This is a genomic window from Rodentibacter caecimuris, assembly GCF_010587025.1.
Lineage (GTDB): Bacteria > Pseudomonadota > Gammaproteobacteria > Enterobacterales > Pasteurellaceae > Rodentibacter > Rodentibacter caecimuris.
In genome coordinates this window covers 2,000,374-2,025,573 of record NZ_CP040863.1, presented here as the reverse complement: position 1 = coordinate 2,025,573, position 25,200 = coordinate 2,000,374, and the positions used below count along the sequence as shown (strand labels likewise).

At 40.4% G+C, this 25,200-nt stretch carries 20 protein-coding genes and 1 pseudogene; 10 read left to right on the top strand and 11 right to left on the bottom strand.

Translation table 11 applies throughout. The features are described from left to right. Position 1 precedes the first annotated feature (1 nt). Both rnr and rlmB read left to right on the top strand, forming a co-directional pair. A complete protein-coding gene (rnr, locus tag FEE42_RS09895; RefSeq protein ID WP_164028392.1) occupies positions 2 to 2,356 on the top strand; it encodes a ribonuclease R in 2,355 nt (784 codons plus the stop codon). Positions 2,357 to 2,410: 54 nt separating this feature from the next. Continuing rightward, positions 2,411 to 3,151 carry a 23S rRNA (guanosine(2251)-2'-O)-methyltransferase RlmB gene (gene rlmB / locus FEE42_RS09890; protein ID WP_077581606.1) on the top strand — a complete coding sequence of 247 codons (741 nt, stop codon included), beginning with the start codon at positions 2,411 to 2,413 and terminating at the stop codon, positions 3,149 to 3,151. An 82-nt stretch (positions 3,152 to 3,233) separates the two neighbouring features. Here the strand turns inward: rlmB and brnQ are convergent, their stop codons facing one another. Continuing rightward, positions 3,234 to 4,529, bottom strand: coding sequence for a branched-chain amino acid transport system II carrier protein (gene brnQ, locus FEE42_RS09885; RefSeq protein WP_059368068.1), 1,296 nt, complete (start codon positions 4,527 to 4,529; stop codon positions 3,234 to 3,236). A 227-nt stretch (positions 4,530 to 4,756) separates the two neighbouring features. Between brnQ and nhaA the strand changes: the two genes are divergently transcribed. Beyond that, positions 4,757 to 5,920: a Na+/H+ antiporter NhaA gene (nhaA, locus tag FEE42_RS09880; RefSeq protein WP_164028390.1), complete on the top strand. Its 1,164-nt coding sequence runs from the start codon at positions 4,757 to 4,759 to the stop codon at positions 5,918 to 5,920. Positions 5,921 to 6,138: 218 nt separating this feature from the next. Here nhaA and FEE42_RS09875 read toward each other — a convergent pair whose 3' ends face one another. Then, a complete protein-coding gene (locus FEE42_RS09875) occupies positions 6,139 to 7,038 on the bottom strand; it encodes a LysR family transcriptional regulator (protein WP_059368071.1) in 900 nt (299 codons plus the stop codon). A 313-nt stretch (positions 7,039 to 7,351) separates the two neighbouring features. On the opposite strand from FEE42_RS09875, the gene atoD reads away from it, so the two are divergent. The 6 genes from atoD (at position 7,352) to FEE42_RS09845 (ending at position 13,448) form a co-directional block, all read left to right on the top strand. Continuing rightward, positions 7,352 to 8,002, top strand: coding sequence for an acetate CoA-transferase subunit alpha (gene atoD, locus FEE42_RS09870; protein ID WP_164028388.1), 651 nt, complete (start codon positions 7,352 to 7,354; stop codon positions 8,000 to 8,002). A gap of 11 nt (positions 8,003 to 8,013) precedes the next feature. Continuing rightward, complete coding sequence (locus tag FEE42_RS09865) at positions 8,014 to 8,685, top strand: 3-oxoacid CoA-transferase subunit B (protein WP_059368075.1); 672 nt, start codon at positions 8,014 to 8,016, stop codon at positions 8,683 to 8,685. Further along, on the top strand, positions 8,682 to 10,025 hold the full coding sequence (locus FEE42_RS09860; RefSeq protein WP_059368077.1) for a TIGR00366 family protein: 1,344 nt from the start codon (positions 8,682 to 8,684) through the stop codon (positions 10,023 to 10,025). The genes FEE42_RS09865 and FEE42_RS09860 overlap by 4 nt, the downstream gene beginning before the upstream one ends. Positions 10,026 to 10,044: 19 nt before the next feature. Then, positions 10,045 to 11,226, top strand: coding sequence for an acetyl-CoA C-acetyltransferase (locus tag FEE42_RS09855; RefSeq protein WP_164028386.1), 1,182 nt, complete (start codon positions 10,045 to 10,047; stop codon positions 11,224 to 11,226). 30 nt (positions 11,227 to 11,256) lie between these two features. Continuing rightward, positions 11,257 to 12,018 (top strand): 3-hydroxybutyrate dehydrogenase, encoded by a 762-nt coding sequence (locus FEE42_RS09850; RefSeq protein ID WP_164028384.1) that lies wholly within the window; start codon positions 11,257 to 11,259, stop codon positions 12,016 to 12,018. Between the two features lie 104 nt (positions 12,019 to 12,122). Then, on the top strand, positions 12,123 to 13,448 hold the full coding sequence (locus FEE42_RS09845; protein ID WP_164028382.1) for a GntP family permease: 1,326 nt from the start codon (positions 12,123 to 12,125) through the stop codon (positions 13,446 to 13,448). 87 nt (positions 13,449 to 13,535) lie between these two features. Here FEE42_RS09845 and uvrA read toward each other — a convergent pair whose 3' ends face one another. Continuing rightward, a complete protein-coding gene (uvrA, locus tag FEE42_RS09840) occupies positions 13,536 to 16,367 on the bottom strand; it encodes an excinuclease ABC subunit UvrA (RefSeq protein WP_077581615.1) in 2,832 nt (943 codons plus the stop codon). 152 nt (positions 16,368 to 16,519) lie between these two features. On the opposite strand from uvrA, the gene FEE42_RS09835 reads away from it, so the two are divergent. Continuing rightward, positions 16,520 to 17,020: a single-stranded DNA-binding protein gene (locus FEE42_RS09835; RefSeq protein ID WP_135969522.1), complete on the top strand. Its 501-nt coding sequence runs from the start codon at positions 16,520 to 16,522 to the stop codon at positions 17,018 to 17,020. Positions 17,021 to 17,877: 857 nt separating this feature from the next. Here FEE42_RS09835 and FEE42_RS09830 read toward each other — a convergent pair. The 8 genes and pseudogenes from FEE42_RS09830 to FEE42_RS09795 form a co-directional block, all read right to left on the bottom strand. Next, positions 17,878 to 18,378: a YbhB/YbcL family Raf kinase inhibitor-like protein gene (locus FEE42_RS09830; protein WP_059368871.1), complete on the bottom strand. Its 501-nt coding sequence runs from the start codon at positions 18,376 to 18,378 to the stop codon at positions 17,878 to 17,880. 354 nt (positions 18,379 to 18,732) lie between these two features. Then, positions 18,733 to 20,316: a pilus assembly protein TadG-related protein gene (locus FEE42_RS09825; protein WP_059368088.1), complete on the bottom strand. Its 1,584-nt coding sequence runs from the start codon at positions 20,314 to 20,316 to the stop codon at positions 18,733 to 18,735. A gap of 15 nt (positions 20,317 to 20,331) precedes the next feature. Continuing rightward, positions 20,332 to 20,883 carry a tight adherence pilus pseudopilin TadF gene (gene tadF / locus FEE42_RS09820; RefSeq protein ID WP_077583138.1) on the bottom strand — a complete coding sequence of 184 codons (552 nt, stop codon included), beginning with the start codon at positions 20,881 to 20,883 and terminating at the stop codon, positions 20,332 to 20,334. Beyond that, the gene (locus FEE42_RS09815; protein WP_059368872.1) at positions 20,861 to 21,415 is read right to left on the bottom strand and encodes a TadE/TadG family type IV pilus assembly protein; all 555 of its coding nucleotides are present in this window, start codon (positions 21,413 to 21,415) and stop codon (positions 20,861 to 20,863) included. Before FEE42_RS09815 ends, tadF begins: the two co-directional genes overlap by 23 nt. Positions 21,416 to 21,435: 20 nt before the next feature. Further along, positions 21,436 to 22,197 (bottom strand): tetratricopeptide repeat protein, encoded by a 762-nt coding sequence (locus FEE42_RS09810; protein ID WP_164028380.1) that lies wholly within the window; start codon positions 22,195 to 22,197, stop codon positions 21,436 to 21,438. After that, a pseudogene (locus FEE42_RS09805) lies at positions 22,187 to 23,027 on the bottom strand (type II secretion system F family protein). The gene FEE42_RS09810 and the pseudogene FEE42_RS09805 overlap by 11 nt, the downstream one beginning before the upstream one ends. Further along, entirely contained in the window at positions 23,027 to 23,911 is an 885-nt protein-coding gene (locus FEE42_RS09800) for a type II secretion system F family protein (RefSeq protein ID WP_059368094.1), read from the bottom strand. Before FEE42_RS09800 ends, FEE42_RS09805 begins: the two are co-directional and overlap by 1 nt. Further along, positions 23,912 to 25,192 carry a CpaF family protein gene (locus FEE42_RS09795; protein ID WP_059368096.1) on the bottom strand — a complete coding sequence of 427 codons (1,281 nt, stop codon included), beginning with the start codon at positions 25,190 to 25,192 and terminating at the stop codon, positions 23,912 to 23,914. Positions 25,193 to 25,200: the final 8 nt, after the last annotated feature.

Below are 25,200 nucleotides of genomic sequence, written 5' to 3'. Positions count from 1 at the left end.
CATGGCAAAAAAACAGAAAAAACGCACACTCCAAGATCCTCATTATCAACGGGAGTTAGCTAAATACGGCAATCCGATTCCAAGCCGGGAACTTATTTTACGCGTAATTAGCGAAAATAACGCACCAATGAATAGGGAAGAAATTTTGACCGCACTTTCCATTCGTGACGAGGAACAAATGGAGGCTATGCGTCGCCGTTTGCGTGCGATGGAAAATGACGGACAACTTGTTTTCACCAAACGTAAACGCTATGCCTTACCGGAAAAATTAGACCTGGTTAAGGGTTTGGTAATAGGTCATCGGGAAGGCTATGGTTTCTTGCAAGTCGAGGGTAAAAAAGAGGACTTTTTCATTCCAAATCCTCAAATGCAACGGGTTATGCACGGTGATTTCGTACTGGCTCAACCGGAGGGTCTGGATCATCGCGGTCGCCGTGAAGTTCGCATTGTACGTGTGCTAGAAAGCCGTAAAAAACAAATTGTCGGTCGTTTCTTTTTGGAAAACGGTTTTAGTTATGTGGTACCGGACGATAGCCGTATCGGGCGTGATATTCTTGTACCAAACGAACATCGTAACGGTGCGCGTATGGGGCAAGTGGTGGTAGTCGAATTACAAGAACGTTCCGCCGCCTTCAATCAGCCGATAGGGATGATTACGGAAATTTTAGGCGACAATATGGCAAAAGGAATGGAAGTGGAAATTGCTTTGCGTAATCACGATATTCCTCATAAATTCCCAAGTGCGGTAGAAAAATACGTCAAAAAATTTACCGAAGAGGTGCCTGAAGAAGCCAAAAAAGGTCGTGTTGATTTACGCAATTTACCGTTAGTTACCATTGATGGCGAAGATGCCCGCGATTTTGATGATGCGGTCTATTGTGAAAAACAGGGTAAAGGCTGGAAACTTTGGGTGGCGATCGCCGATGTGAGCTATTATGTGCGTTTACGTTCCGCCTTGGATACGGAGGCTCACAACCGAGGGAACTCGGTCTATTTCCCAAATCGTGTAGTACCGATGTTACCGGAGATTTTATCTAACGGTTTGTGTTCGCTCAATCCGCAGGTCGATCGTCTCTGTATGGTATGTGAAATGCAAGTTTCAGCCAAAGGTAAACTCACCGCCTATCGTTTTTATGAAGCGGTAATGAATTCCCACGCACGCTTAACCTACACAAAAGTAGCAAAAATATTGGAAGGTGATGCAGAATTACAGGAACGTTATGTCTCCCTCGTGCCGAATTTGGAAGAACTTCATCATCTCTATCAAGCCTTGCTTTCCTCCCGACACCAACGCGGTGCGATTGATTTTGAAACGATTGAAAGCAAATTTATTTTCAATGCCATGGGACGTATTGAGCGGATTGAACCGGTAATTCGTAACGATGCTCATAAAATCATTGAAGAATGTATGATCCTTGCCAATATTGCTGCCGCTAATTTTATGGAAAAACACAATGAACCGGCACTATATCGTATTCACGCAATGCCAAGTGAAGAAAAACTCACGTCATTCCGTACTTTTTTGAGTGAGTTCGGTTTAACGTTGGAGGGCGGGAGAAAACCGACACCGAAAGATTATGCCGCTCTGCTAGAAAAAATAAAAACACGACCGGATCACGAGCTGATTCAAATTATGTTGCTACGTTCTTTAAGCCAAGCAGTGTACAATGCAGACAATATCGGGCATTTTGGCTTAGCACTGGAAGAATATGCCCATTTTACTTCCCCTATCCGCCGTTATCCGGATTTAACACTCCATCGCAGCATTAAATATTTACTTGCCAAAGAACAGGGGATAAAACGTAAAACCACTAACAGTGGCGGCTATCATTATTCCCTTGATGAAATGGATCTATTGGGCGATCATTGTTCAATGACGGAGCGCCGCGCCGACGACGCGACTCGCGAAGTTGCGGATTGGTTGAAATGCGAGTATATGCAAGATCACATTAGCAGTGAATTTAACGGGGTGATTTCTTCCGTAACCGGTTTTGGATTGTTTGTACGTTTGGACGATTTATTCATTGACGGCTTAGTGCATATTTCTACCTTAGAAAATGACTACTATCAATTTGACGCTGCCAAACAGCGTTTAATTGGCGAAAATAGCGGCATACAATACCGATTGGGCGATAAAGTGCGTATTCGGGTGGAAGCCGTTCATTTAGAACAAAAAATGATAGATTTTTCACTGGTCAGTAGCGAACACAAACCACGTCGCGTCGGTAAAACGGCAAAAGAAAAAACTAAAAAAGTATTCAAAGAGTTGCCTGAAAAGGTGACGAGAAAACGCAAAAGTGCGGTCAAAAATAAAAAAGTATCTAAAAAACCGAGAAAATCGAAAATACAATCCTAGATTTTCCTATTTTCTTGAAAAGAAAAATAAATAACAAAATATAAAAGAGAGCCTATGTCAGAACAAATCTATGGCATTCACGCCGTAAACAGTATTTTAACCCATACACCGGAACGCCTTATTGAAGTGTTTGTACTAAAAGGACGTGAAGATAAACGCCTACAATCATTACTAAACGAATTGCACTCAATCGGCATTGGCGTGCAATTTGTGAATCGTCAAACGTTAGATAAAAAAGCCAACGGTGAAGTACATCAAGGTATTATTGCACGCGTGCAAGCCATGAAAGAACTGGGTGAAAACGATCTTGATAACATTCTACAAAATAGCCAAAATCCACTTTTATTAGTGCTTGACGGCGTAACCGATCCCCACAATCTCGGTGCTTGTTTGCGTACCGCAGATGCGGCGGGCGTAGCAGCAGTCATCGTACCGAAAGATAAATCGGCACAACTCACTTCCGTTGCGCGTAAAGTGGCGTGCGGAGCGGCGGAAACCGTCCCGCTCATTCGTGTTACTAATCTTTCCCGTACCCTTCGTGACTTACAGCAAAATCACAATATTTGGGTTGTAGGAACAGCCGGCGAGGCAACCGAAACGATTTATCAAAGCAAGCTCACCGGCGCACTTGCACTGGTCATGGGGGCGGAAGGCGAAGGAATGCGCCGTTTAACCAGAGAACATTGCGATCAACTGATAAGTATCCCAATGGCAGGATCGGTTTCGTCCTTAAATGTCTCTGTAGCAACAGGCGTATGTTTGTTTGAGATTGTGCGTCAACGTTTAAGCATATAAAAACATTTTAAAAAGTAACCGCACTTTTATAAAAATACCGAGTATTTTTATACTCGGTATTTTTTATTATGCGGCTATTTTTTTAAGCTTTTTTCCGTCCTAATAATAACGATAACGCCAAGGCAATAAATGCCGGAATCAACCATGCCATGCCGTCGGAATAAAGCGGTAAATGGCCCAGTAAATTCTCAACGGATTGCGGTAGTAAATCAACGTTTTTCAAACTATCACAAGCACTAAAGCACACCGTAACCAGTAAAGTGAGGTAATAACTGAGTTTAATATTCGGCAATTTACTACGGATAATTTGCAGTAATACCAACATAATTGCTACCGGATAAATCAATAATAATGCCGGAATAGTAATTCTTAATAATTCCGTTAAACCGGTTTGTGCCACCGTTGTAGTTAAAATCGTAAATACGACGACCCAAAACGGATAAGATAAACGAACATGGAATTTAGAGAAATAATCCGCACAGGCGCTGGTAACCCCTACAAGTGTCGTGATATTCGCTAAAATAATAATGCCTGACATAATCCAAGTACCGGAAATCCCAAATAAAGCATTAACATAACGGGAGAAAATTTGCCCGCCATTGGTTGCGCCCTCTGCCACTTGCGCACTGGTCGCCCCCAGATAGAACAAGGCAAAATACAGCATTGCCAATAAAAACACGGAAATCAACCCTGCGGAAATAGTATATTTCATAACCTTTTGCGGAGCAGTCACATTCCGTACAGCCAATGCACGGGCAACAATCCCACCAAAGGCAATAGCCGCCAACACATCCATGGTTTGGTAGCCGCTGATTAATCCGGAAGTAATTGCAGGATTTGTGGCATAAGCCTTGCTTGGCTCAACAATGTCGGAAAGTGGGGAGATAATAACGCTCACAGCTACCACAACCAATAACACGAGCAATGCCGGTGTCATAAATTTTCCTACGGTTGAAACAATCGTATTAGGGCGTAACATAAAAAACATCCCGATAACATTGAAAACCAGGGAAAAAATAAAATGGGCGTTATCGGTGTCATTCACAATATTCAGCGGTAACCATGCCATTTCATAGGCGACATTAGTCACACGCGGCATGGCGAACAGAGAACCAATTACTAAATATAATATGGTTAAAAATATCATCTCCGCCCACTTCGGCAAATCGCGGGAAAGTTCCTCCCCTCTCCCAAGCATCGCAACAACAACCAACGTAATAAATGGCATGAATACACCGGTTAATATAAAGCCAAAAGATGCCGTAGCCCAATATGAGCCTGCCGTAAACCCTTCCATTGGCGGAAAAATAATATTTCCTGCACCTAAAAAAAGCGCAAAAATCATCATTCCTAAAACAATAATATCTTTACGAGTCATAGTATTCTCAGTTAATAAAAAGGAGCTTATTCTACTACAAAGTACTTGATAACCCTAATCTTCAAATAAAAAAATGTGAGCTCGAGCATTCAATCAATATTAACGCAAAAACTATCAAAAAAATGACCGCACTTTCAGACCGATATTTTTCGTAGATAATAAAAATGTGATAGTATCGGGGCTTCTTTGAGTTTTTTTATTGTATTTATTTTTGGGGAGATCTTTTTATGTTGCAACTGATACAACAATTTTTCAAACTCGAATCATCCGGCGGAATTTTATTGCTCTTCGCCGCATTTATCGCAATTTTATTTGCCAACTCACCTTTCAATACTTTTTATCATGACTTTTTAAATCTACCGGTAAGTATCCAAATCGGTAGTTTCGCAATTAGTAAAACCCTCATTCATTGGATTAATGACGGCTTTATGGCGGTGTTTTTCGTTCTAGTAGGATTGGAAGTCAAGCGTGAACTGTTAGAGGGGTCGCTTTCCAGCTATCAACAAGCCGTTTTTCCGGCAATTGCCGCAGTAGGCGGTATGCTAATCCCTGCATTGGTTTATATTTTGATTGCGCACGACGATCCAACCTTAGCCAACGGTTGGGCAATTCCAATGGCAACGGATATCGCTTTTGCACTAGGGGTTATGGCACTGTTAAGCAAACAGGTTCCTCTGCCGTTAAAAGTTTTTTTATTAGCGCTTGCGATCATTGATGATTTGGGCGCTATTGTCGTCATTGCGTTATTCTTCTCCCATGGCTTAAGTATTCAAGCGCTCATTTTCTCGGCAATCGCAATCATTCTACTCATTGTATTAAACCGCTTTAAAGTCACCGCACTTTGCGCTTATATGGTGGTCGGCACAATCTTATGGGCATCTGTCTTAAAATCCGGCGTACATGCTACACTCGCCGGTGTTATTATCGGTTTCTGTATCCCTCTCAAAGGTGAAAAAGGCGAAACACCATTAGAAGATTTTGAGCATTTACTTGCGCCTTGGACTGCATTCCTTATTTTACCGTTATTTGCCTTTGCCAATGCAGGGGTAAGTTTTGAAGGGTTGGATTTTTCTATGCTGACCTCACCGTTATTACTCGCCATTGCCTTAGGCTTGATTATCGGCAAACCGGTCGGTGTATTTGCTTTCAGTTATCTTTCGGTGAAGTTAGGCATCGCGAAGTTACCGGAAGAAATTAATTTTAAACAAATTTTTGCCGTCGCCATTCTGTGCGGTATCGGATTCACGATGTCCATGTTTCTGGCAAGCCTTGCTTTTGAGGCGAATGCCGGTGAAAGTGTCAATACGCTTTCCCGTTTGGGTATTCTGATCGGTTCGACAATCTCTGCTATTGTCGGGTATATCTTCTTAAAACAAACCACAAAAGCATAACATTTCCTAAAAAGTGCGGTTAATTTTGACCGCACTTTTGCTTTATTACTACGGTATTATGTAGTTGCACAATTTAAAGAAAATGTAGGGACACCATACTGGCGTCCGCCACACAACTTTTTGAAATTATTTAATTTTTTTGGGGTGCCAGCGTGGCGTCCCTACCTATGAGATAAAATCAAAGTTTGTACAACTGCTACATAATGCCGCTTTACTGATTATTTAACTTTAAATAATTTCAACAACAAATCAAAAATATAATTTTCCACCGTTGAATAATTATTTTTCTTCAATCGGCAAAGTGTGACCCGCCATAAAATCGGTTCGTTAATTTTACGACAGACAAATTCCGGCGATTGATATTGCTCAGCGATGGGATAAGGTAAGATTGTTAATAGATCGTGATTGAGTTTTACCGCATTGAGCATAAAGTCCCAAGAGCCGGATTCAATCACAATATTCGGATAAATGTTATGTCGTTCGAAATGTTCTTTTAATTGATGGGAGATCATAAAATTCTTATCAAAGATGGCCATTTTTTGTTTATTTAAATCCCGCCATTCAATTTTTTCTTTATTTGCCAGCGGATGATTCGGCGATAAAAAGAGAGAAAGTTCCGAATGATGAATGGCAAAAGAATCAATGATATTTTTAGAGATCCCCTCCGGATAAAGCAAAACGGCAAGATCCACTTGTTCCAGTAATAATTCACTTTTTAATGCAAAAGCGCCTTGCTCCTTTACAGTAATATTGATAGTAGGGTTATTTAAAATAAGTGAAGGAATCACATCGGAAAAGACAACGGATAAGATTAAAGGCGGAATACCAATCGTGATATTACCAATCAGCTCCGTGTTCTCATTATGTAAATTGCGGTGCATATCGTTATATTTAGCAATAATTTCCTTCGCATCATGGTAATAATTTTCACCGATATAAGTCAGCCCCATTATTTTTCCGTTTGAACGTTTAAATAATTGAATTTCCTCTCTTTGTTCAAAATCAGAAATCATCATACTGAGCGTAGGTTGAGAAATATATAAATTTTGAGCCGTTTTACTCAAATTAAAGTTATTTTCAACAATCGCAATGAAATAGCGTAAATGCCGAATATCCATTTGATGTCCTCTGTAAGGGTGACAAACTTTATAAACCGATTCTATATTTTGTATAAATTAAATTTATAGCATTCTAAAAAATCTGTATTTCTCCTGCTAAATACCTTCTGATATTCTGCTTTGCAAGTTTTGTAAACAGCAGGAAAAAATACCTTAGTGTAACAATTAGTTCCTACTTTATACCTGAAGTTAGGCTGTATTTCCAGTATTTATGCCGTCACTAAATAGAAAGTTATATTGTTTGTTTTATTTTAAACGAACGGCGTCTTTATTATAAAAATTTTTGATTAAAACATTAATTTGGAGAAAAGCTATGTCAAAAATTATCCCCATTACTGAATTAAAGAAACATTTCTTTGACGGTATGACGTTGATGTCAGGCGGTTTTATGGGCGTCGGTACGCCTGAAAAAATCGTACACGCTCTTTTAGAGAGTGAGATTCGCAATATTCACCTGATTTGTAGCGATACCGCCCAAATGCATAATGGAGTTGGGCCGTTGATTGTGAATAATCGGGTAAAGAAAGTATCGGCTTCTCATATCGGCACTAATCCTGAAACGGGCAAAAAAATGATTGCCGGCGAAATTGAGGTTGAATTGATCCCACAAGGCACATTTGCCGAGCGGGTGAGAGCCGGTGGTGCGGAATTAGGCGGTTTTTTAACACCGACCGGGGTCGGCACGGTGGTGGAAGAAGGTAAACAAAAAATAGAGCTTGATGGCGTGGCTTATTTGTTAGAGCGTCCGTTAAAAGCGGATATTGCCATTCTGAAAGCCGATATTGCCGATGAAGCGGGCAATCTGATTTATAACGGTGCGGCACGCAATTTTAATCCGCTAATGGCATTGGCAGCGAAAACCGTGATTGTCGAAGCGGAGCAAATCGTCAAAGCAGGTACACTCGATCCAAATCAGATAATGACGCCTGCAACGTTGGTTGATTACCTTGTTTCTAGCCATTAAAGGAGAAGATTATGAACGCAAAAGAATTAATTGCCCGCCGCATTGCAATGGAACTAAAAGACGGTGATATCGTGAATTTGGGTATCGGCTTACCGACCTTAGTGGCAAATTATTTACCGGATAACGTTGATATTACCCTGCAATCGGAAAACGGTTTTTTAGGTTTAACCGCTTACGATCCGCAAAACGATAATCCGAATATCGTGAATGCCGGCGGACAACCTTGTGGTATTAAGGCGGGAGGAGCGTTTTTCGACAGTGCCTTTTCCTTTGCACTGATTCGTGGCGGTCACGTTGATGCCTGCGTGCTTGGCGGATTAGAGGTGGATCAACAGGCAAATCTAGCAAACTGGATGGTACCGGAAAAAATGGTGCCGGGTATGGGCGGCGCAATGGATTTAGTGACCGGTGCGAAAAAGGTCATTATCGGAATGGAACATTGTGCAAAATCCGGCAGTTCAAAAATCCTCAAACAATGCACCCTACCTTTAACTGCGGTAAACAAAGTCAAAATGATTGTCACCGAATTGGCGGTGTTTGAATTTGAACAAGGCAAACTCGTGTTAAAAGAACACGCACCAGATGTGGATTTAGACACTATCAGACAGAAAACTGAGGCGGATTTTATCGTTGCCGATGATTTCAAACCAATGGTGATCAGCCAAAAAGGATTATCCCTATGATTAACCGTATCGCCCGTGGTATGACAACATTAGTCAGCCGATATATGCCGGAACCGCTTGTTTTAGCGGTTCTACTCAGCATTGTGATTTTTTTCTGTGCGTGGGGTTTGACCGATCATACTCCCGTGCAGTTAGTCAATATGTGGGGCGACGGTTTTTGGAATTTGCTCTCATTCAGTATGCAAATGGCAATGGTGGTGGTGACGGGCAATGCCCTTGCCTCCGCCCCACAAATTCGCCGCTTTCTTGGCGTAACGGCATCTATCGCTAAAACACCCGTACAAGGTGTAATGTTAGTAACGTTTATGAGTGCTGCTGCTTGTGCAATCAATTGGGGGTTCGGACTGGTAGTCGGGGCGATGTTTGCCAAAGAGGTTGCCAGACGTATTCAAGGCACGGATTACGCCCTCTTAATTGCCTGTGCTTATATCGGCTTTATGACCTGGGGCGGCGGATTTTCCGGCTCAATGCCACTCCAAGCCGCCACCCCGAATAATCCTATTGCCCATCTTATCACTTCCGAATCCAATCCTTTAGGTATCGTACCTGTCAGTCAAACCTTATTCACCGGCTATAACATTTTTATCATCTTAATGTTATTAGTCGGTTTGCCTGTAATTACCCGAATGATGAATCCTAAAGGGGAAGACGTTCGTCACGTTGATCCAAAATTATTACAACCGGATCCGGATTTCAGTAAAACCTTAGACCAAAACGCCACCTTTGCCGAACGTATTGAAGAAAGCCGTTTGTTAGCCTATGTGATTGCCGGTACCGGATTTAGTTATCTCGCACTCACTTTTTTCAAAAACGGATTTAGTTTGACGATTAATTCGGTCAATTTAATTTTCTTGATGACAGGGATTTTATTACACGGTTCCCCCGCCGCCTACGTTCGAGCAATCACTAATGCCGCCCGTAGTACCGCAGGCATTTTAATTCAATTCCCGTTTTACGCCGGTATGCAATTAATGATGGAACATTCCGGATTAGGCGGAATGATTACCGAGTTTTTTGTCAATATTTCCAACAAAGACACCTTTCCGCTTTTAACTTTCTTTAGTTCCGCTTTAGTGAATTTTGCCGTGCCGTCGGGCGGCGGACATTGGGTTGTGCAAGGGCCGTTTGTTATCCCCGCCGCACTTTCGCTTGAAGCGGATTTAGGTAAATCGGTGATGGCGATTGCTTATGGCGATATGTGGGCAAATATGGCACAGCCGTTTTGGGCATTGCCTGCTCTTGGTATAGCGGGGCTCGGGGTAAGGGATATTATGGGCTATTGTATGACTGCCCTGATTTTTACCACCCCAATTTTTGTCATCGGACTCTATTTCTTATAAATCAACAAGGAGAAAAATAATGGAAAATATTGTGATTGTGAGTGCGGCTCGAACCGCTATCGGACGGTTTGGCGGCGGTTTAGCAAGTACAAGTGCGGTCGATTTGGGCGCGATTGTGATTAATGAGGTGTTAAAGCGTGCCAACCTCGATGCCGCAAAAGTTGATGAAGTCATTATGGGCAATGTGCTGCAAGCGGGTCTCGGACAGAATCCGGCTCGTCAAGCGGCACTGAAAGCCGGTATTGGTGAAGATATTTCGTCATTTACGATTAATAAAGTGTGCGGTTCAGGCCTAAAAGCTGTTGTGCTTGGGGCTCAAGCCATTGCAGCAGGTGATGCGGACGTTATCGTAGTGGGCGGAATGGAAAATATGAGCCAAGCCCCCTATGTACTCGACAGCAAGGTTCGTTTCGGTGCCAAAATGGGCAACCTAACCCTAAGAGATACAATGGTAGAAGACGGTTTAACCTGTGCAATCAACCATTACCATATGGGTATTACGGCGGAAAACATTGCGGAACAATATCAACTCAGTCGAGAAGAGCAGGATCAATTTGCCCTTCGTTCGCAAACCTTGGCAAAACAAGCGATTGAATCCGGTGCGTTTTCTGCAGAAATTGTGCCGGTGAGTGTAAAAACCCGTAAAGGTGAAACCCTGTTTAGCCAAGATGAGCACCCAATCTTTGACACTACCGCCGAAACCCTCGCCAAACTTCGCCCGGCATTTATTAAAGATGGTACGGTTACTGCTGGCAATGCGTCCGGTTTAAATGACGGGGCGGCAGCCTTGCTATTAATGAGTGAAAGCAAAGCAAAATCGCTGGGATTAACGCCATTAGCCCGTATTCGCAGCTACGCCGCAGCCGGCAATGATCCGAAAGTAATGGGTATGGGGCCTGTTCCTGCAGTCAAAAAAGCCTTGAAAAAAGCAAACTTAGCATTAGACCAAATTGATTTAATTGAAGCGAATGAAGCCTTTGCCGCTCAAGCACTGGGCGTTGCCAAAGAGCTTAATTTGGATTTAACCAAAACCAATTTGAATGGCGGTGCAATCGCATTAGGACACCCAATTGGAGCAAGTGGTGCGAGAATTCTCGTGACCTTGCTGTACGGCTTGCAAGCCAGAAACAAAACATTGGGCTTGGCAACTTTATGTATCGGCGGCGGGCAAGGCATTGCAATGATTGTTGAACGCCTTTAACCCCCAATTTTTATTAAACAGGAGCAAATTATGCTAAATGAAAAAATTGCGATTATAACCGGTGCGGCAAGCGGTATCGGTTTAGCGGTCAGCCAAAGCCTCGCCCAAGCAGGTGTAAAACTGGTGATGGCGGATATCAATCAAGCCCTTTTAGAACAAGAAGCCCAAAAGCTACAAGCGGCACATATTGTGGCGGATTTATCCAAACGGACGGAATGTAAAGCCGTTGTCGATTATGCGGTTGCCGAGTTTGGCGGGGTGGATATTCTGGTGAATGTTGCCGGTATCCAAACCGTTTCACCGATAGCGGACTTCCCCGAAGATCGTTGGGATTTTATGCTGAATGTGATGCTAACTGCGCCGTTTTTACTCACCAAATACAGCTGGCCTTATATGCAAAACAAAGGTTGGGGGCGGGTTATTCACTTAAATTCCATTCACGGTTTAGTCGCTTCGGAATTTAAATCCGCCTATGTGTCTGCAAAACACGGGCTATCCGGTTTGACCAAAACGGCGGCATTAGAGGGCGGGGCATACGGTATTACGGTGAATTCTATTTGCCCTGCCTATGTGAGAACCCCGTTAGTCGATAAACAAATTGCCGATCAAGCCAAACATCACGGCATTTCCGAGCAAGAAGTGGTAAGCCAAATTATGCTGCAAAAAGCAGCGGTTAAACGGCTCATTGAACCGGCGGAGATCGGTGAATTTGTTAAATTCCTCTGCTCCGATGCTGCCGCTTCTATTTCAGGTGCTTGCTTACCGATGGATGGCGGCTGGACTGCCGGCTAATACCTCATAGTACAACTCACTACAAGCGGTGAGTTGTACTGTCTTTTTTCAATCAAGAACGAGTAGTACTCAACGTTCATTATAAAAATAATTGGGAGAACCCTATGCTCAGTTTAATCGGCATTTTTGTAGGATTAGTTTTGCTCATGTTTTTAGCCTTTCGAGGCTATTCGATTGTTTGGATTGCCCCGTTGTGTGCGGCAATTGTTGCCTTCACGGGCGGGCTGGATATTTTAGATGCCTATTTAGGCAGTTATATGAACGGTTTGGTCGGTTTTGTTAAAGCCTGGTTCCCCGCTTTTCTACTCAGTGCCGTATTCGGCAACTTAATGGATGTCACAGGCGGTGCCAAATCCATTGCGGTTTGGCTGACCAAAGTGATGGGATCGAAAAGTGCGATCGCTTCTATTGTATTAGGCTGTGCATTATTGACCTACGGCGGCGTCAGTTTATTTGTGGTGGTGTTTGCCGTTTATCCCCTTGCGTTAGCGGTCTTTAAGGAAGCCAATATCAGCCGCCGACTAATTCCCGGCACCATTGCTTGCGGGGCATTTACCTTTACGATGACGGCATTGCCCGGCTCACCGCAAATTCAAAACTTAATTCCGACCCAATATTTTGGTACGGACGCAATGGCGGCACCGATAATGGGCTTAACCGCCTCTGCCATTTTATTTTTCGGTGGGGTAGCATACCTTGAGTATCGCCGTAAAAAATACGCATCAAACGGCGAGTATTTTATCGAACCGGATAATGCGATAGCGACAGAACAGCAGGAACGGCTGCCTAGCCCGTTACTCGCAATTCTGCCGTTAGTGAGTGTGATTGTAGTACTGAACTTTGTGCCGCCGTTAATCGGCTTGAAAAACGGCGATCCGAAAAATATCGTGCTGGCGTTATTAGCGGGCATCAGTTTAGTGATTTTGCTCAATTTGAAACAACGCAACCGCTTTATTCCGGCTATCGGCAAAGGAGCAAATGGTGCGGTAGGGGCAATTATCAATACCGCTGCGGCGGTCGGCTTTGGTAGTGTGGTGAGAATGGCACCGGGCTTTGAACATCTAACGGCAATGATCTTAAACATTCCGGGCAGTCCATTGATTTCATTGTCGGTTGCCGTCAATATTTTAGCCGGTGCAACAGGATCGGCTTCCGGCGGAATGGGCATTGCGTTAGAGGCTTTAGGGGAAAAATACCTTGCGATAGCCAAACAGGCAAGTATTTCGCCTGAGGCGTTTCACCGTATTGCCTCATTATCTTCCGGCGGTTTGGATACGATGCCCCATAATGGTGCGGTTTTAACATTACTCAGCAATACGGGAATGACGCATAAAGATTCTTATCTTGAGATTGCCGTTACCTCATTTATTATGCCGATTGTAGCCACAATCATTGTCATCTTACTCTTTAGTGTATTTGGCATTTATTAAAAAACGCTTATCTTATTGGGCTGAACCCATTCAGCCTAAAACGTTCTATAAATTGACCGCACTTTATATCAAGTGCGGTCAATTTTTCTAAGGTTTTGCTAAAATCGGTTTCAAGAATCTCGCCGTATGAGAGCCTTCCACTTTTGCCACCTCTTCAGGTGTACCGGTCGCAATGATCTGACCGCCGCCGCTTCCCCCTTCCGGCCCAAGATCCACAATCCAATCGGCGGTTTTGATTACATCTAAATTATGTTCAATCACCACGATAGTATTGCCTTGATCACGTAATCGGTGTAGCACGCTCAATAATTGTTTTATATCTGCAAAATGCAAACCTGTGGTCGGTTCATCCAAAATATAAAGGGTTTTCCCCGTATCCCGTTTGGAAAGCTCAGTAGCCAACTTGACACGCTGTGCTTCCCCGCCGGAAAGTGTCGTAGAGGATTGCCCTAAACGGATGTACGATAAGCCCACATCCATTAACGTTTGCAGTTTACGGGCAATGATTGGAATGGCATCAAAAAACTCGCGCGCCTCTTCTACTGTCATATCCAACACTTGATGAATGGTCTTTCCTTTATAGCGTATTTCTAAAGTTTCACGGTTATAACGTTTCCCCTTACATTGATCACACGGAACATACACATCCGGCAAGAAATGCATTTCCACTTTGATTACGCCATCGCCCTGACAAGCCTCACAACGCCCGCCACGCACGTTAAAACTAAAACGCCCCGGGTTATAACCGCGGGCACGAGCTTCCGGCACGCCAGCAAAAAGTTCTCGAATCGGCGTGAACAAACCGGTATAAGTGGCAGGATTTGAACGTGGCGTACGTCCGATTGGGCTTTGATCAATGTCGATGACTTTATCAAAATGCTCCAACCCTTCGATGGATTTATAAGGGGCATAATCGGTTTTATCCGCACGGTTTAGGGCATTTTGCGCTAATGGGAACAGGGTATCATTAATCAAGGTCGATTTACCTGAACCCGACACCCCGGTAATACAGGTGAATAAGCCCACCGGAATGTCTAAATTGACATTTTTTAGGTTATTTCCCGATGCCCCTTTCAGTTTCAACCATTTTTTCTTATCAAGTGCGGTACGTTTTTTCGGAATTTCAATTTGTTCAACACCCGATAAAAATTTCCCCGTAATCGAGTTCGGGTTTTGCATAATAGCTTGCGCATTGCCTTGTGCGATCACTTGTCCGCCATGCACGCCCGCCCCCGGCCCGATATCAATAATATGATCCGCCGCACGAATGGCGTCTTCGTCATGTTCTACCACAATCACCGTGTTACCAAGATTACGTAAGTGAATCAATGTGTTCAATAAACGTTCATTATCACGCTGATGTAGCCCGATAGAGGGTTCGTCCAACACGTACATCACCCCTACTAAACCCGCACCGATTTGACTGGCAAGACGAATCCTCTGTGCTTCACCGCCTGAAAGGGTTTCGGCAGAACGGGAAAGAGAAAGATAATTTAACCCGACATTGACTAAGAACTGCAAACGCTCACGAATTTCTTTCAGAATTTTTTCGGCAATTTGTGCTTTTTGCCCTGTTAATGAAAGTGCGGTAAAAAACTCTAGCGTTTCACCAATGCTTTTTTCAGAAATCATCGGTAAATTAGTCGGCCCGATATAAACATTACGTGCTTCCGGACGTAAACGTGAACCGCCACAATCGGCACAAGGACGATTGCTGATATTTTTGGCGAGTTCTTCACGCACCGAGATTGACTCCGTTTCTTTATAACGGCGTGCCATATTGTTTAAAATGCCTTCAAAAGGATGTTTACGAATCACCACGTCACCGCGATCATTCATATATTGAAATTCAATCTCTTCCTTGCCGGAACCGTGCATAATGATGTGCTGAATTTTTTTCGGCAAGGTTTCGTAAGGAGCGTCCACATCAAAATCGTAATGTTTTGCAAGCGAGGTAAGCATTTGATGATAATAGAAATTGCGACGATCCCATCCTTTCACCGCTCCGCCTGAAAGCGAAATACTCGGATTTTGCACTACACGCGCTTCATCAAAATATTGCTGAACCCCCAAGCCATCACAAGTCGGGCAGGCACCCGCCGGGTTATTAAAAGAGAACAAACGGGGTTCTAACTCTGGCACGGAATATCCACAATGCGGACAAGCAAAGTTTGCAGAAAAGACCAGTTCCTCCGCCTTAGGGTTATCCATTTCCGCTACAATCGCCGTACCGCCGGAAAGCTCCAATGCCGTCTCAAAAGATTCCGCTAAACGTGTGGCTAAATCCGACCGCACTTTGAAACGATCTACCACAACTTCAATAGTATGTTTTTTCTGTAGTTCAAGTTTTGGCGGATCAGACAGATCACAAATTTCACCATCAATCCGCGCTCGAATATAACCCTGTGCCGCAATATTTTCTAAGATTTTAACGTGCTCCCCTTTCCGATTTTTTACTACGGGTGCGAGCAACATCATTTTAGATTCTTCAGGCAAGCTTAACACTTTATCCACCATTTGACTGATGGTTTGAGCCGTCAGCGGCACATCATGATTCGGACAGCGCGGCTCACCCACTCGGGCAAAAAGGAGGCGTAAATAATCGTAAATTTCCGTAATGGTTCCCACGGTGGAACGAGGGTTATGGGAAGTCGATTTTTGTTCGATAGATATCGCCGGCGACAAACCTTCAATGGAATCTACATCCGGTTTTTCCATCAAAGATAAAAACTGACGGGCATAGGCAGAAAGCGATTCCACATAACGGCGTTGACCTTCCGCATACAGGGTATCAAAGGCTAATGAGGATTTGCCGGAGCCGGAAAGACCGGTGATCACGATAAGTTTATCGCGAGGAATGGTTAAATTAATATTTTTAAGATTGTGGGTTCGCGCACCGCGAATATCAATATTTTCCATAAATAATTCGTTCTGATGATTATTTTTTTCAAAATTGCGAGCATTATCGCATATTTCAACATCTGTGCAAATATCCAGTTAAATTTTATAGATCTTTTCAAAAATTTCAGGCAAAATAACCGCACTTTTTTAATATGAAAAATGAGGATTCTATGGCAGGAGTAAATAAAGTTATTATTGTGGGGCATTTGGGCAATGATCCCGAAATTCGCACAATGCCGAATGGTGATGCCGTTGCCAATATTAGTGTCGCAACCAGCGAAAGTTGGAATGACCGTAACACGGGTGAGCGTCGCGAGATCACAGAATGGCACCGTATCGTGTTCTATCGTCGCCAAGCGGAAATTTGTGGCGAATACTTACGCAAAGGTTCACAAGTTTATGTAGAGGGTCGTTTACGCACCCGCAAATGGCAAGATCAAAATGGTCAGGATCGCTATACAACAGAAATTCAAGGTGATGTGATGCAAATGTTAGGCAGCCGTAACCAAAATGCTGGCGGCTACAGCGCACCGGACATGGGACAAAGCAGCCCACAACCGTCTTATCAAACCAGTTATAATAGTAACAATCAGCCGTCTCGTCCTACACAACAGCAAACATCACAGGCTGAACCGCCAATGGACGGTTTTGATGATGATATTCCATTCTAAATTCTATATACATAAATAGTACAAAAATAAACTTTAAAATACGAAGAGAAGCCTTATAAAACATGGTTTCTCTTTTTTTACATGTTTTAAAATATCTCTATTTATTAGCACTTATAAATTTTTTATAAAATTCAGATAATCGGTATAAATTATAATCAACTCTTTTCAAATGGAGAACACTTTCCTTTACTAAATGAGTAAAGAAAGTGATTTTCCTGATTTTTATTCAACTTTGTAGATTGTCCTGTTCTCCCCGATTATGTCTGCCCGAATCGTATTTTTCATAAACTCTCTAAGAATTGACCGCACTTTTTGAGGTATTCATCTCATCAGACAGGAAAAATTGAGCCTGCTGTTGATGCTCTAAGTTATAGTTTAAACTTAATAAGGGGTAATCACGCAAAGTGTGGCGGTTTATGGTGAGTTTCAGATGATGTTCAAAGTACTAAAACAAGCGAATGGACGAAGGACGGTCGCCGGCCAGATTTACCTTATAGCTGGGGGACTTATAATGGGTACTCACAAAGCCTGCTACAATCCCAATGAAAACTCACCACATCAAAACTGTATCTCTCGCCAGTATCGAGAGTGTAGCGCTAGCCGAATTGAGTTGGTATAAATAATCCTTTATTTAATGTAAAACGTTGTAAGATAAAATATGTTTATTTTACACACAACTAAATAAAATAGTTATAGTGAATCGGAAATACTCCCCGTACATTTGTAATTTAAATCATGAGAGAATCTCTTCTCAGATGTACGTTTTATTTTAAACAAACTTATCGATTAAATTTATAATAAAAAATCCGCACGCTAATATTAATTTTTCACATGCGGATTAAACTAAAATGAGGTTTTTATTCAGAGTCATAAACTCCAACTAAATAGGCTTGGGCAAGAATATGATCTTTCATTGCAAAATGTAGTTCATTAAATCTAAAACCCGGCTTTAAATTAAGTTTTTTATCCAATGCATACACATATAATTCATAACGATGGGGTTTATTTGGCGGAGCCATTCCGCCATATCCGGAGGCCTCTGCAATAGATAGATTATTTAATTTACTTGCCCAACTATTTGCGCCCTGAACAAAATCTTTTGCCGAAATACTTTCGTTTTCCGCAACTGAAGTACGCTCCAGATCAGCAATTAGCCAATGAGTCCACACAAATCCGGCAACTTCGGCGGCATCTTTATCTTCAAAAACAACCGCAAAGGATTTAGTATTTTTCGGTGCATTTTTAATTTCAAAGGGAATTGAGTATGATGGCATACCGTTTACGGTAAATTGCGTTCCCCGTTTACCGTATTTATCGTTGAATTTCCCATTTACAATAGCAGAACTGGTTACTTGCATCACATTTTCTTTTTGCATCATAGCCCGATTTACCGGTTTATCCTTCATCATTGATTGAGCATAACCGTATTGAGGAAATACTGCTAAAGAAAAAATCATCAAGCCGATAAGTTTAATTAGCGTTGTCATAGAATATGACTTTATATTTTTCATACATCTCCTTAAATATCACGAAAAGTTTATCTAATGCCAAAAATTATTGGCATTTATTTAGACGTATAAAAATCGCTATTCTGACATATTTTTAATCAAAAATCAGATCTATTTAAATATAAAAAAATAAATTTATATTGCTATTTTCTTAATACTCAAAAAAGAAAACTCGGTTTACAAAAATTTAATCAAAGGAAGATATTAAAAACTTGGTTTTTTAGATGAAGATCGACCAACCTCTTCTTCTATTCCGATGATTTGCTTAAAGCTCTCAAGTAATTCTTTCTCATTATTAGCTTGATAATAATGTTCACCAACACATTTTTTCCACGCTCTCACTTGATTAGCCGGCGGATTAAATCCGAAAGCAACAAAACCAATACGGGTAGGCTGTTTTCTCTGTGATGGATCTTGTAATGAATCTACTTGGTTACGTATAGCCTCACACATTCCTCCGTCTAATAAGCGAATTAATGTCTGATCGGTAGGACGATTATCCATTCCATCTGATAAAACTAGCATAACTCTCTGAGTGTTTGATCCTAATTTTGACGGTTCTGCGTTGGGGTTTGTATTCTTATCCATCATAATGTTTGCCCCTATAATCATACCAGAACTTGCAGCCGTACCTCCTTTAGGATAGAGCCTTTTTAATATTTCCATAATATTCCTTTTATCTTGACTAAACCAAGCTTGAGTTGTTTGTTTTCCTTCATTCCCACCTAAGCAATATCTTCCATTGTTAAAAGTTAGGCTATAGTTGATTTTTGATCCGTTAAAAGAATATATCTGATCGATCGTTCTTCGTACATCTAAATACCGGTTAAAATCTTTCATATCCCAGTCGTACTCCAAAAGTTGTTTTTTTATTCTAGACTCTAAACGACTATTTCCATAATATGGTAATACACAGCTAGATTCACCTCTTTGTTTAGCTCCTGCAGCGAATGCTGTAAAGCCGATTCGATTAAAAGGACTGACTTTTTCCGGTGCTTTCGGAGGTAGTAAAATATCCTGAATATTTCCGACCACACGTCTTAAAATATTAATTTTGCTCTGAGGATCATTATCTTTCTCCTTTCTACCTTGCGTGTCTTCTCCAACACGATCCAACATAGAGCCGGAAAAATCCAGAACTAACATTAGTTCAACCGGGATTGCTCCTTTTTCTTTAACCGCATAGGTTTTTCCCGAACCAATCTCCGTTCGCCCCACTTTTAATAAACTTTGATCAAGCGCTGATTGTCCCCAAGGTAGCCAAAATTGGCGATCGACACTTCCTTGTACGGAACAGGTAACAAATTCTTTACGAACATAAGGATTTTCTTGCTTCTCTTTTTTCTCACAGGCATAGTCAAAATCCTTTGTGATAATTACCGGTTTTGATTTTACATTTCCCGCTCCCGACTTATCCGAACGTAAATAGTATTCGGCTATACCGTGAACCAATTCCAAATTTCGTTTATGTTGTTGGGCTGCAAATTTCCCACCTTCTCCCGCTTTCGCAATTTCTTCCTTACTTGGATTCTGCCGTTTCACATCAGAATGTGCCTTATTCTCCCTTTCTCCGTTATTTTCGGCCACTAAAACTAATGCGCCCTGATCCGTAGCCTGAGCTAATCTGGCTTTATCCAATAAAATACCGGAACCGTCCACGGCAAAGCTGATAAGAAATAATAATGGAAATGCTAACAATGCGGTCATTACTGCATAGACCCCGCTTTCATCGGAATAAAAACGTTTCAATGCTTGGTAGCAATAAACAATTAAATCTTTTTTTCTCATAAAATTACCTTTAAATTAGCGGGAAACCGAGAATGATGATGAACGAATCATCCCCCATGATTGATTAGCTTTATCTAACAGTAATGCTTTAAAGAAACTGTTTGTTTCGACACAAAGGGTAACTTGATAAAGAGGGATTTTTCTTTCATTATTAATTTCCGAGCGCGGTGATAACTGACTCAGCTCATCAATTTTCCGATAAGGTTTGCATTGGGATGAATTTCGCTTTGAGCTTGAATTACCTTCCTGCCAATGCTCTAACACGATATATAGGTCTTTCTTGCTTTCTTTATCTCCATAAACCAAACGCTTAGCCAATTGTTCAAACTCTTTTAAATCTTGATCATTAATTCGGGCTTCTCTGTCATATAATTGCGTGCGTTCACGCAAAATATTCACTAATGAATAAGAAACATTATCTAATTTTCCCATTGTAGAGCGTATAATCACCAAATCGGCCAAAAAAGCGAAGATAAAAGCCAAAAAAATTAGCATGAATACAAACTCAATACTGACCGAACCTCTATTATTTCGATAAAATTTATTAATTAAATTGCGATCTTTCATATTCCTGTACCACAACAAATTCTCTATTAAGTAGCGATCGAGTCCAAGATTTAGGAAAAAATGGTAACGGAACCAAAAATTCATAATCATAACGTAAAGAATACCGAGCTAACGTTGCATCCATACCATTAGGGGAAATCAATTTTCCATCATTACCGATTTTAGGTTGCCTAAATTTTTCATCTAATAATGCGGAAATACAACTGCGTCCAGTATCACAATCTACATATTTAACACTAATATCAAAATCGTTCTTTTGGAGCTGGGCCAAATATCCAATGGTCGATTCACCTTGTAATTTTCGTTGTTCTTTCAATGCTTTTCTAAATACATCTTCATAGTTTCCCGTACTGTTTAGATTTTCATTTTTTGCGATTCTGACACTTTCCGCAATAGCCAGATCCCAATATGAGGTAACAATAGTTAAACGACAAAATTCCAAAATAAGCACGACCACGAAAAAATACAACGCAACGGTAAAACTAAATTCAACACTAGAAACACCCTTTATATTAGATAAAAATTTTCTCATTATCGGTTTCTATTTCCATATTATTTAGCAACAACTTTAGAAAGGCGCTCCGTTTTCTTTAATGCTTCAATTAAATCATCAGGAGAAGTATTTAGACTCTCTTTAACAATAATGTTTCTGGCATAATCTATATCTCCATTTTTAATTAAGGCAAAAACTAAATTATGTAACAGACGCGGATCTTTAATTCCGTTAAGATATTGAGGCAATAATAAAGAAACCGCATTATGATAATCTCCATTAATAACACTTAACATAGATAAATTATTAATTGCAGTCACATCATCAATAAATAGTTCACGTGCTTTTTGAATATTTGTATGTGCATCCTTTAATCTCCCCAATTGTGCCAAAGCAATTCCTCTTAAATTATAAGCCTCACCATTTCTAGGAGATGTTGATAATATCGAATCAGATGTACTTACCGCATCATTATATTTTTTCAATTGAATAAAATTCTTAACTTGTAAGATTTTCGATTTTTCAGTTAATGAATTATTCATATTGAGCAATGGCTCCAAATAAAGTAAAGAGGACTCACTGTCACCATTTAAATAATAGTTATTTGCTAATTTATAGCGAACCATTGGATCTTCATTATCTTTTAAAACATCACGATAAAGAGAAATTAAAGAACTATAGTTTTTAGTACTTTCATACAAAATTTCTCTGGATTGAATATTTTCAGGTGTTAATTCACCTTTATTTGGCAATAAAACTGAGCAACCTGTTAAGAAAAGGAGCGATACACAAAATAATACATTTTTGAATTTAGAAAACATTTGGAAATACCCTCATTGCACCTGGTGCTAAAATTAAAATGATAATTGGAAACATAATAAAAAGAATTAACGGAACACTCATTTTTGCTGCTAATGTTCCTAATTTTTCTTCTATTGCTAATAATTGCAATTCACGGATATCCGTGGATAATTGGGTTAATTGAGAATAAATCGAAGAACCAAAATTTAAACTCTGCTGTAAGACGGTACAAAACATTCTTATTTCTACCGTAGGTAGAGAAATAGAAAGATCTTGTAATGCTTGTGAAAGCCCTGTAATTTCTGATTTACGAATTATTCTCAACATAAGTTAAATCTGAATTTAACTTTTTAAAATCTGTCGCTACCTGCTTTAATGCTGCATCTATACTGATTCCCGTTTGAACCTGCACAGTAACCAGATCAATAAAGCCTGGCAAATCTGCCATGATTTTTTTAATCTTATTCTTTAAAATAAAGTTAGTTAAAATACTAGGTATGAGAATAATAAAAGAGACAATTAACGCCATACCAAGCGATAGATCCAATGATTTTTTATCTAGATTAAATAAATAATAAATACCTATCCCAAGAAAAATAAAAAGTAACTTAACTTTAATATTTTTATCAATAATCCCTAATGTGTTAAGAATAGGGTTATTGTTAATCAGTAATAATTCAAGTTCAACTTGCTGCTTTGATTTTCCGTTATTAGATTCTTCGGCTCTTTTATTTTTCGGCGTTTCCCCTGCTATAACCCTCTTATTTTTCTCTAATCTATTTTTATGCGACAATGCAAAAATTAAGATAAAAATACTTAACAATATTAAGCAGAAATAAAATAGGAACATTATGTTGCCCTCCTCATTAACCACCAAATAACCATCATCCCTAACAATTCACTACCGAATACATAATATAAAATCCAGCGACCACTAGGGTTATTAATTAAAAAGTCAAAGTTTTCAGGCATAAAAAATTGCATAAAAAGGAAAAAACCGATTGGAAAACATCCGACAATCAGAGCGGAGATTCTTGCTTCCGATGTCATTGCCTTCTTTTTCTTTTCCATCTTCTTGGTATCTACAATTAATCTTCCTAAACGATTTATTACTTCTCGAATTTGTCCGCCTCTTGATAAGTTTGTGCGAATAATAATGATGAAATAATAAAATTCTTTATAAGGATAACGAATATAGCTATCATCAAATACTGCAACCGGATCTTCACCAATCGATAATCTTCTATGGATATTTCTAAATTCATTACCCAACGGACCCGGCAAATCTTTACCACAGCGCTCTAACGCTTGTAAAAGTCCCGCGCCCGCACTGATCGCAGAATTTAAAATTTGAATAACATCAGGAAAGACTTCTGTGAACATTTTCTTATTTCTACGCTGCCCTAAATACCAAACCGAGAAAATAAAGAGAACACTAAAAATCAAACAAAAAATCAATCTATCAATTTTTATATACAATATATTTAAATAGAAAAATGAAATAAATATTAGAAAACTAATAAAAATATTACAGACTAACTTTTGTTTATCTCCGATAGTAAAATAATATAGCCACAAATGTATTTTATTTTTTAGCTCTTCCAATACATTTTTAATACTGTTTTTACTATATTCTTTTTCATTTATTTTTTTACTCGTTGCCGTCCAACTAATCGCGGTATATAAAAGTAATAAAAAACCGAAAGAGAGGATACTGTAATAGAGTAAGTTCATTTAGTTCTCTTCCTCAAAAATACTTTGCAATTGTTCACTTAAATTAAACACTTGAGCATTTTGATAAACAATTGAACGGGTTAATAAACCATGAGAAACAAACTCACCAATAATCTTTCCGTTAGCGTCACGGTATTTACTCGGCTTATAGGAGAAAATATCTTGTAAGATAATCTGACCGTTTTCCATGCCCATTAATTCGGTAATGTTCATAATTTTTCTTGAACCGTCATTCAAACGAGAAGCTTGCACAATAATATTGACAGCAGAAGAAATATTACGGCGAATGGCTTCAAGCGGTAATGAAGCATTAGACATCATAACCATACTTTCCAAACGCGCTAGCGCATCACGCGGGCTATTGGCATGGAGCGTGGACATTGAGCCGTCATGCCCTGTATTCATTGCTTGCAACATTTGGAAGGCCTCCGCCCCACGGCATTCTCCGACGATAATTCTCTCCGGTCTCATCCGCAATGCGTTAATCACCAAATCCTGCATCGTTACTTCACCGGTATGTTCTACACCGGCAAGTCGGGTTTCTAAACGCACAACATGCGGTTGATTTAAACGTAATTCCGCGGTGTCTTCTAACGTGATAACCCTTTCCTGATGAGAAATATAATTGGATAGTGCATTTAATAACGTGGTTTTTCCCGAACCTGTTCCGCCGGAAACAATAATGTTTATTCGAGATCTGGCAGCAATAATAAGAAAATTAGCCATATCAAGCGTCATAGATCCATAATTAACCAACTCTTGTAAGGTTTTTTTCTCTTTACTAAATTTTCGAATAGAGATTGAGGTACCATCCAATGCAATGGGGGGAATAACAACATTTAAACGGCTACCGTCCGGAAGTCGAGAATCAACCAGAGGACTACCGTCATCAATACGGCGCCCAACTCTTGCGACTAAGCGTCTGGCTATATCGGTTAACTGCCCGTTATCAATAAAAACTTTATCCGTTTTTTCTAAAATACCGGAACGTTCAACCCAAATATTATTAGGCCCGTTAACCAAAATATCATTAACGCCGTCATCGTTCATTAAATCGCGTAACGGCCCGTATCCTTCAATTTCATCAGCAATCATTCCCGCAATCATCATAAGGTCAGATGAAGTAATATACATATTATGAGTTGCCGTAACTTGATTAACTATTTGAACAAGTTCATTAATCAATTTATCTCTTTCATGCTGAATCTCATCAATTTTCTCAATATCAAGATTACTTAACACTTCACTTCTGAGAAAACTTTGCTGTTCTTTATTTAACATTCTCTTCC

Bases quoted from the DNA above. Each gene is read 5' to 3' on its own strand.
- nhaA (WP_164028390.1), top strand. From the start codon at position 4,757: ATGTTGCAACTGATACAACAATTTTTCAAACTCGAATCATCCGGCGGA.
- FEE42_RS09800 (WP_059368094.1), bottom strand. From the start codon at position 23,911: ATGAACTTACTCTATTACAGTATCCTCTCTTTCGGTTTTTTATTACTT.
- rlmB (WP_077581606.1), top strand. From the start codon at position 2,411: ATGTCAGAACAAATCTATGGCATTCACGCCGTAAACAGTATTTTAACC.
- FEE42_RS09845 (WP_164028382.1), top strand. From the start codon at position 12,123: ATGCTCAGTTTAATCGGCATTTTTGTAGGATTAGTTTTGCTCATGTTT.
- rnr (WP_164028392.1), top strand. From the start codon at position 2: ATGGCAAAAAAACAGAAAAAACGCACACTCCAAGATCCTCATTATCAA.
- FEE42_RS09825 (WP_059368088.1), bottom strand. From the start codon at position 20,316: ATGAGAAAAAAAGATTTAATTGTTTATTGCTACCAAGCATTGAAACGT.
- FEE42_RS09810 (WP_164028380.1), bottom strand. From the start codon at position 22,197: ATGTTTTCTAAATTCAAAAATGTATTATTTTGTGTATCGCTCCTTTTC.
- FEE42_RS09875 (WP_059368071.1), bottom strand. From the start codon at position 7,038: ATGGATATTCGGCATTTACGCTATTTCATTGCGATTGTTGAAAATAAC.
- FEE42_RS09855 (WP_164028386.1), top strand. From the start codon at position 10,045: ATGGAAAATATTGTGATTGTGAGTGCGGCTCGAACCGCTATCGGACGG.
- uvrA (WP_077581615.1), bottom strand. From the start codon at position 16,367: ATGGAAAATATTGATATTCGCGGTGCGCGAACCCACAATCTTAAAAAT.
- tadF (WP_077583138.1), bottom strand. From the start codon at position 20,883: ATGAAAGATCGCAATTTAATTAATAAATTTTATCGAAATAATAGAGGT.
- FEE42_RS09850 (WP_164028384.1), top strand. From the start codon at position 11,257: ATGCTAAATGAAAAAATTGCGATTATAACCGGTGCGGCAAGCGGTATC.
- FEE42_RS09815 (WP_059368872.1), bottom strand. From the start codon at position 21,415: ATGAGAAAATTTTTATCTAATATAAAGGGTGTTTCTAGTGTTGAATTT.
- FEE42_RS09795 (WP_059368096.1), bottom strand. From the start codon at position 25,192: ATGTTAAATAAAGAACAGCAAAGTTTTCTCAGAAGTGAAGTGTTAAGT.
- brnQ (WP_059368068.1), bottom strand. From the start codon at position 4,529: ATGACTCGTAAAGATATTATTGTTTTAGGAATGATGATTTTTGCGCTT.
- FEE42_RS09865 (WP_059368075.1), top strand. From the start codon at position 8,014: ATGAACGCAAAAGAATTAATTGCCCGCCGCATTGCAATGGAACTAAAA.
- FEE42_RS09830 (WP_059368871.1), bottom strand. From the start codon at position 18,378: ATGCAAGTAACCAGTTCTGCTATTGTAAATGGGAAATTCAACGATAAA.
- FEE42_RS09835 (WP_135969522.1), top strand. From the start codon at position 16,520: ATGGCAGGAGTAAATAAAGTTATTATTGTGGGGCATTTGGGCAATGAT.
- atoD (WP_164028388.1), top strand. From the start codon at position 7,352: ATGTCAAAAATTATCCCCATTACTGAATTAAAGAAACATTTCTTTGAC.
- FEE42_RS09860 (WP_059368077.1), top strand. From the start codon at position 8,682: ATGATTAACCGTATCGCCCGTGGTATGACAACATTAGTCAGCCGATAT.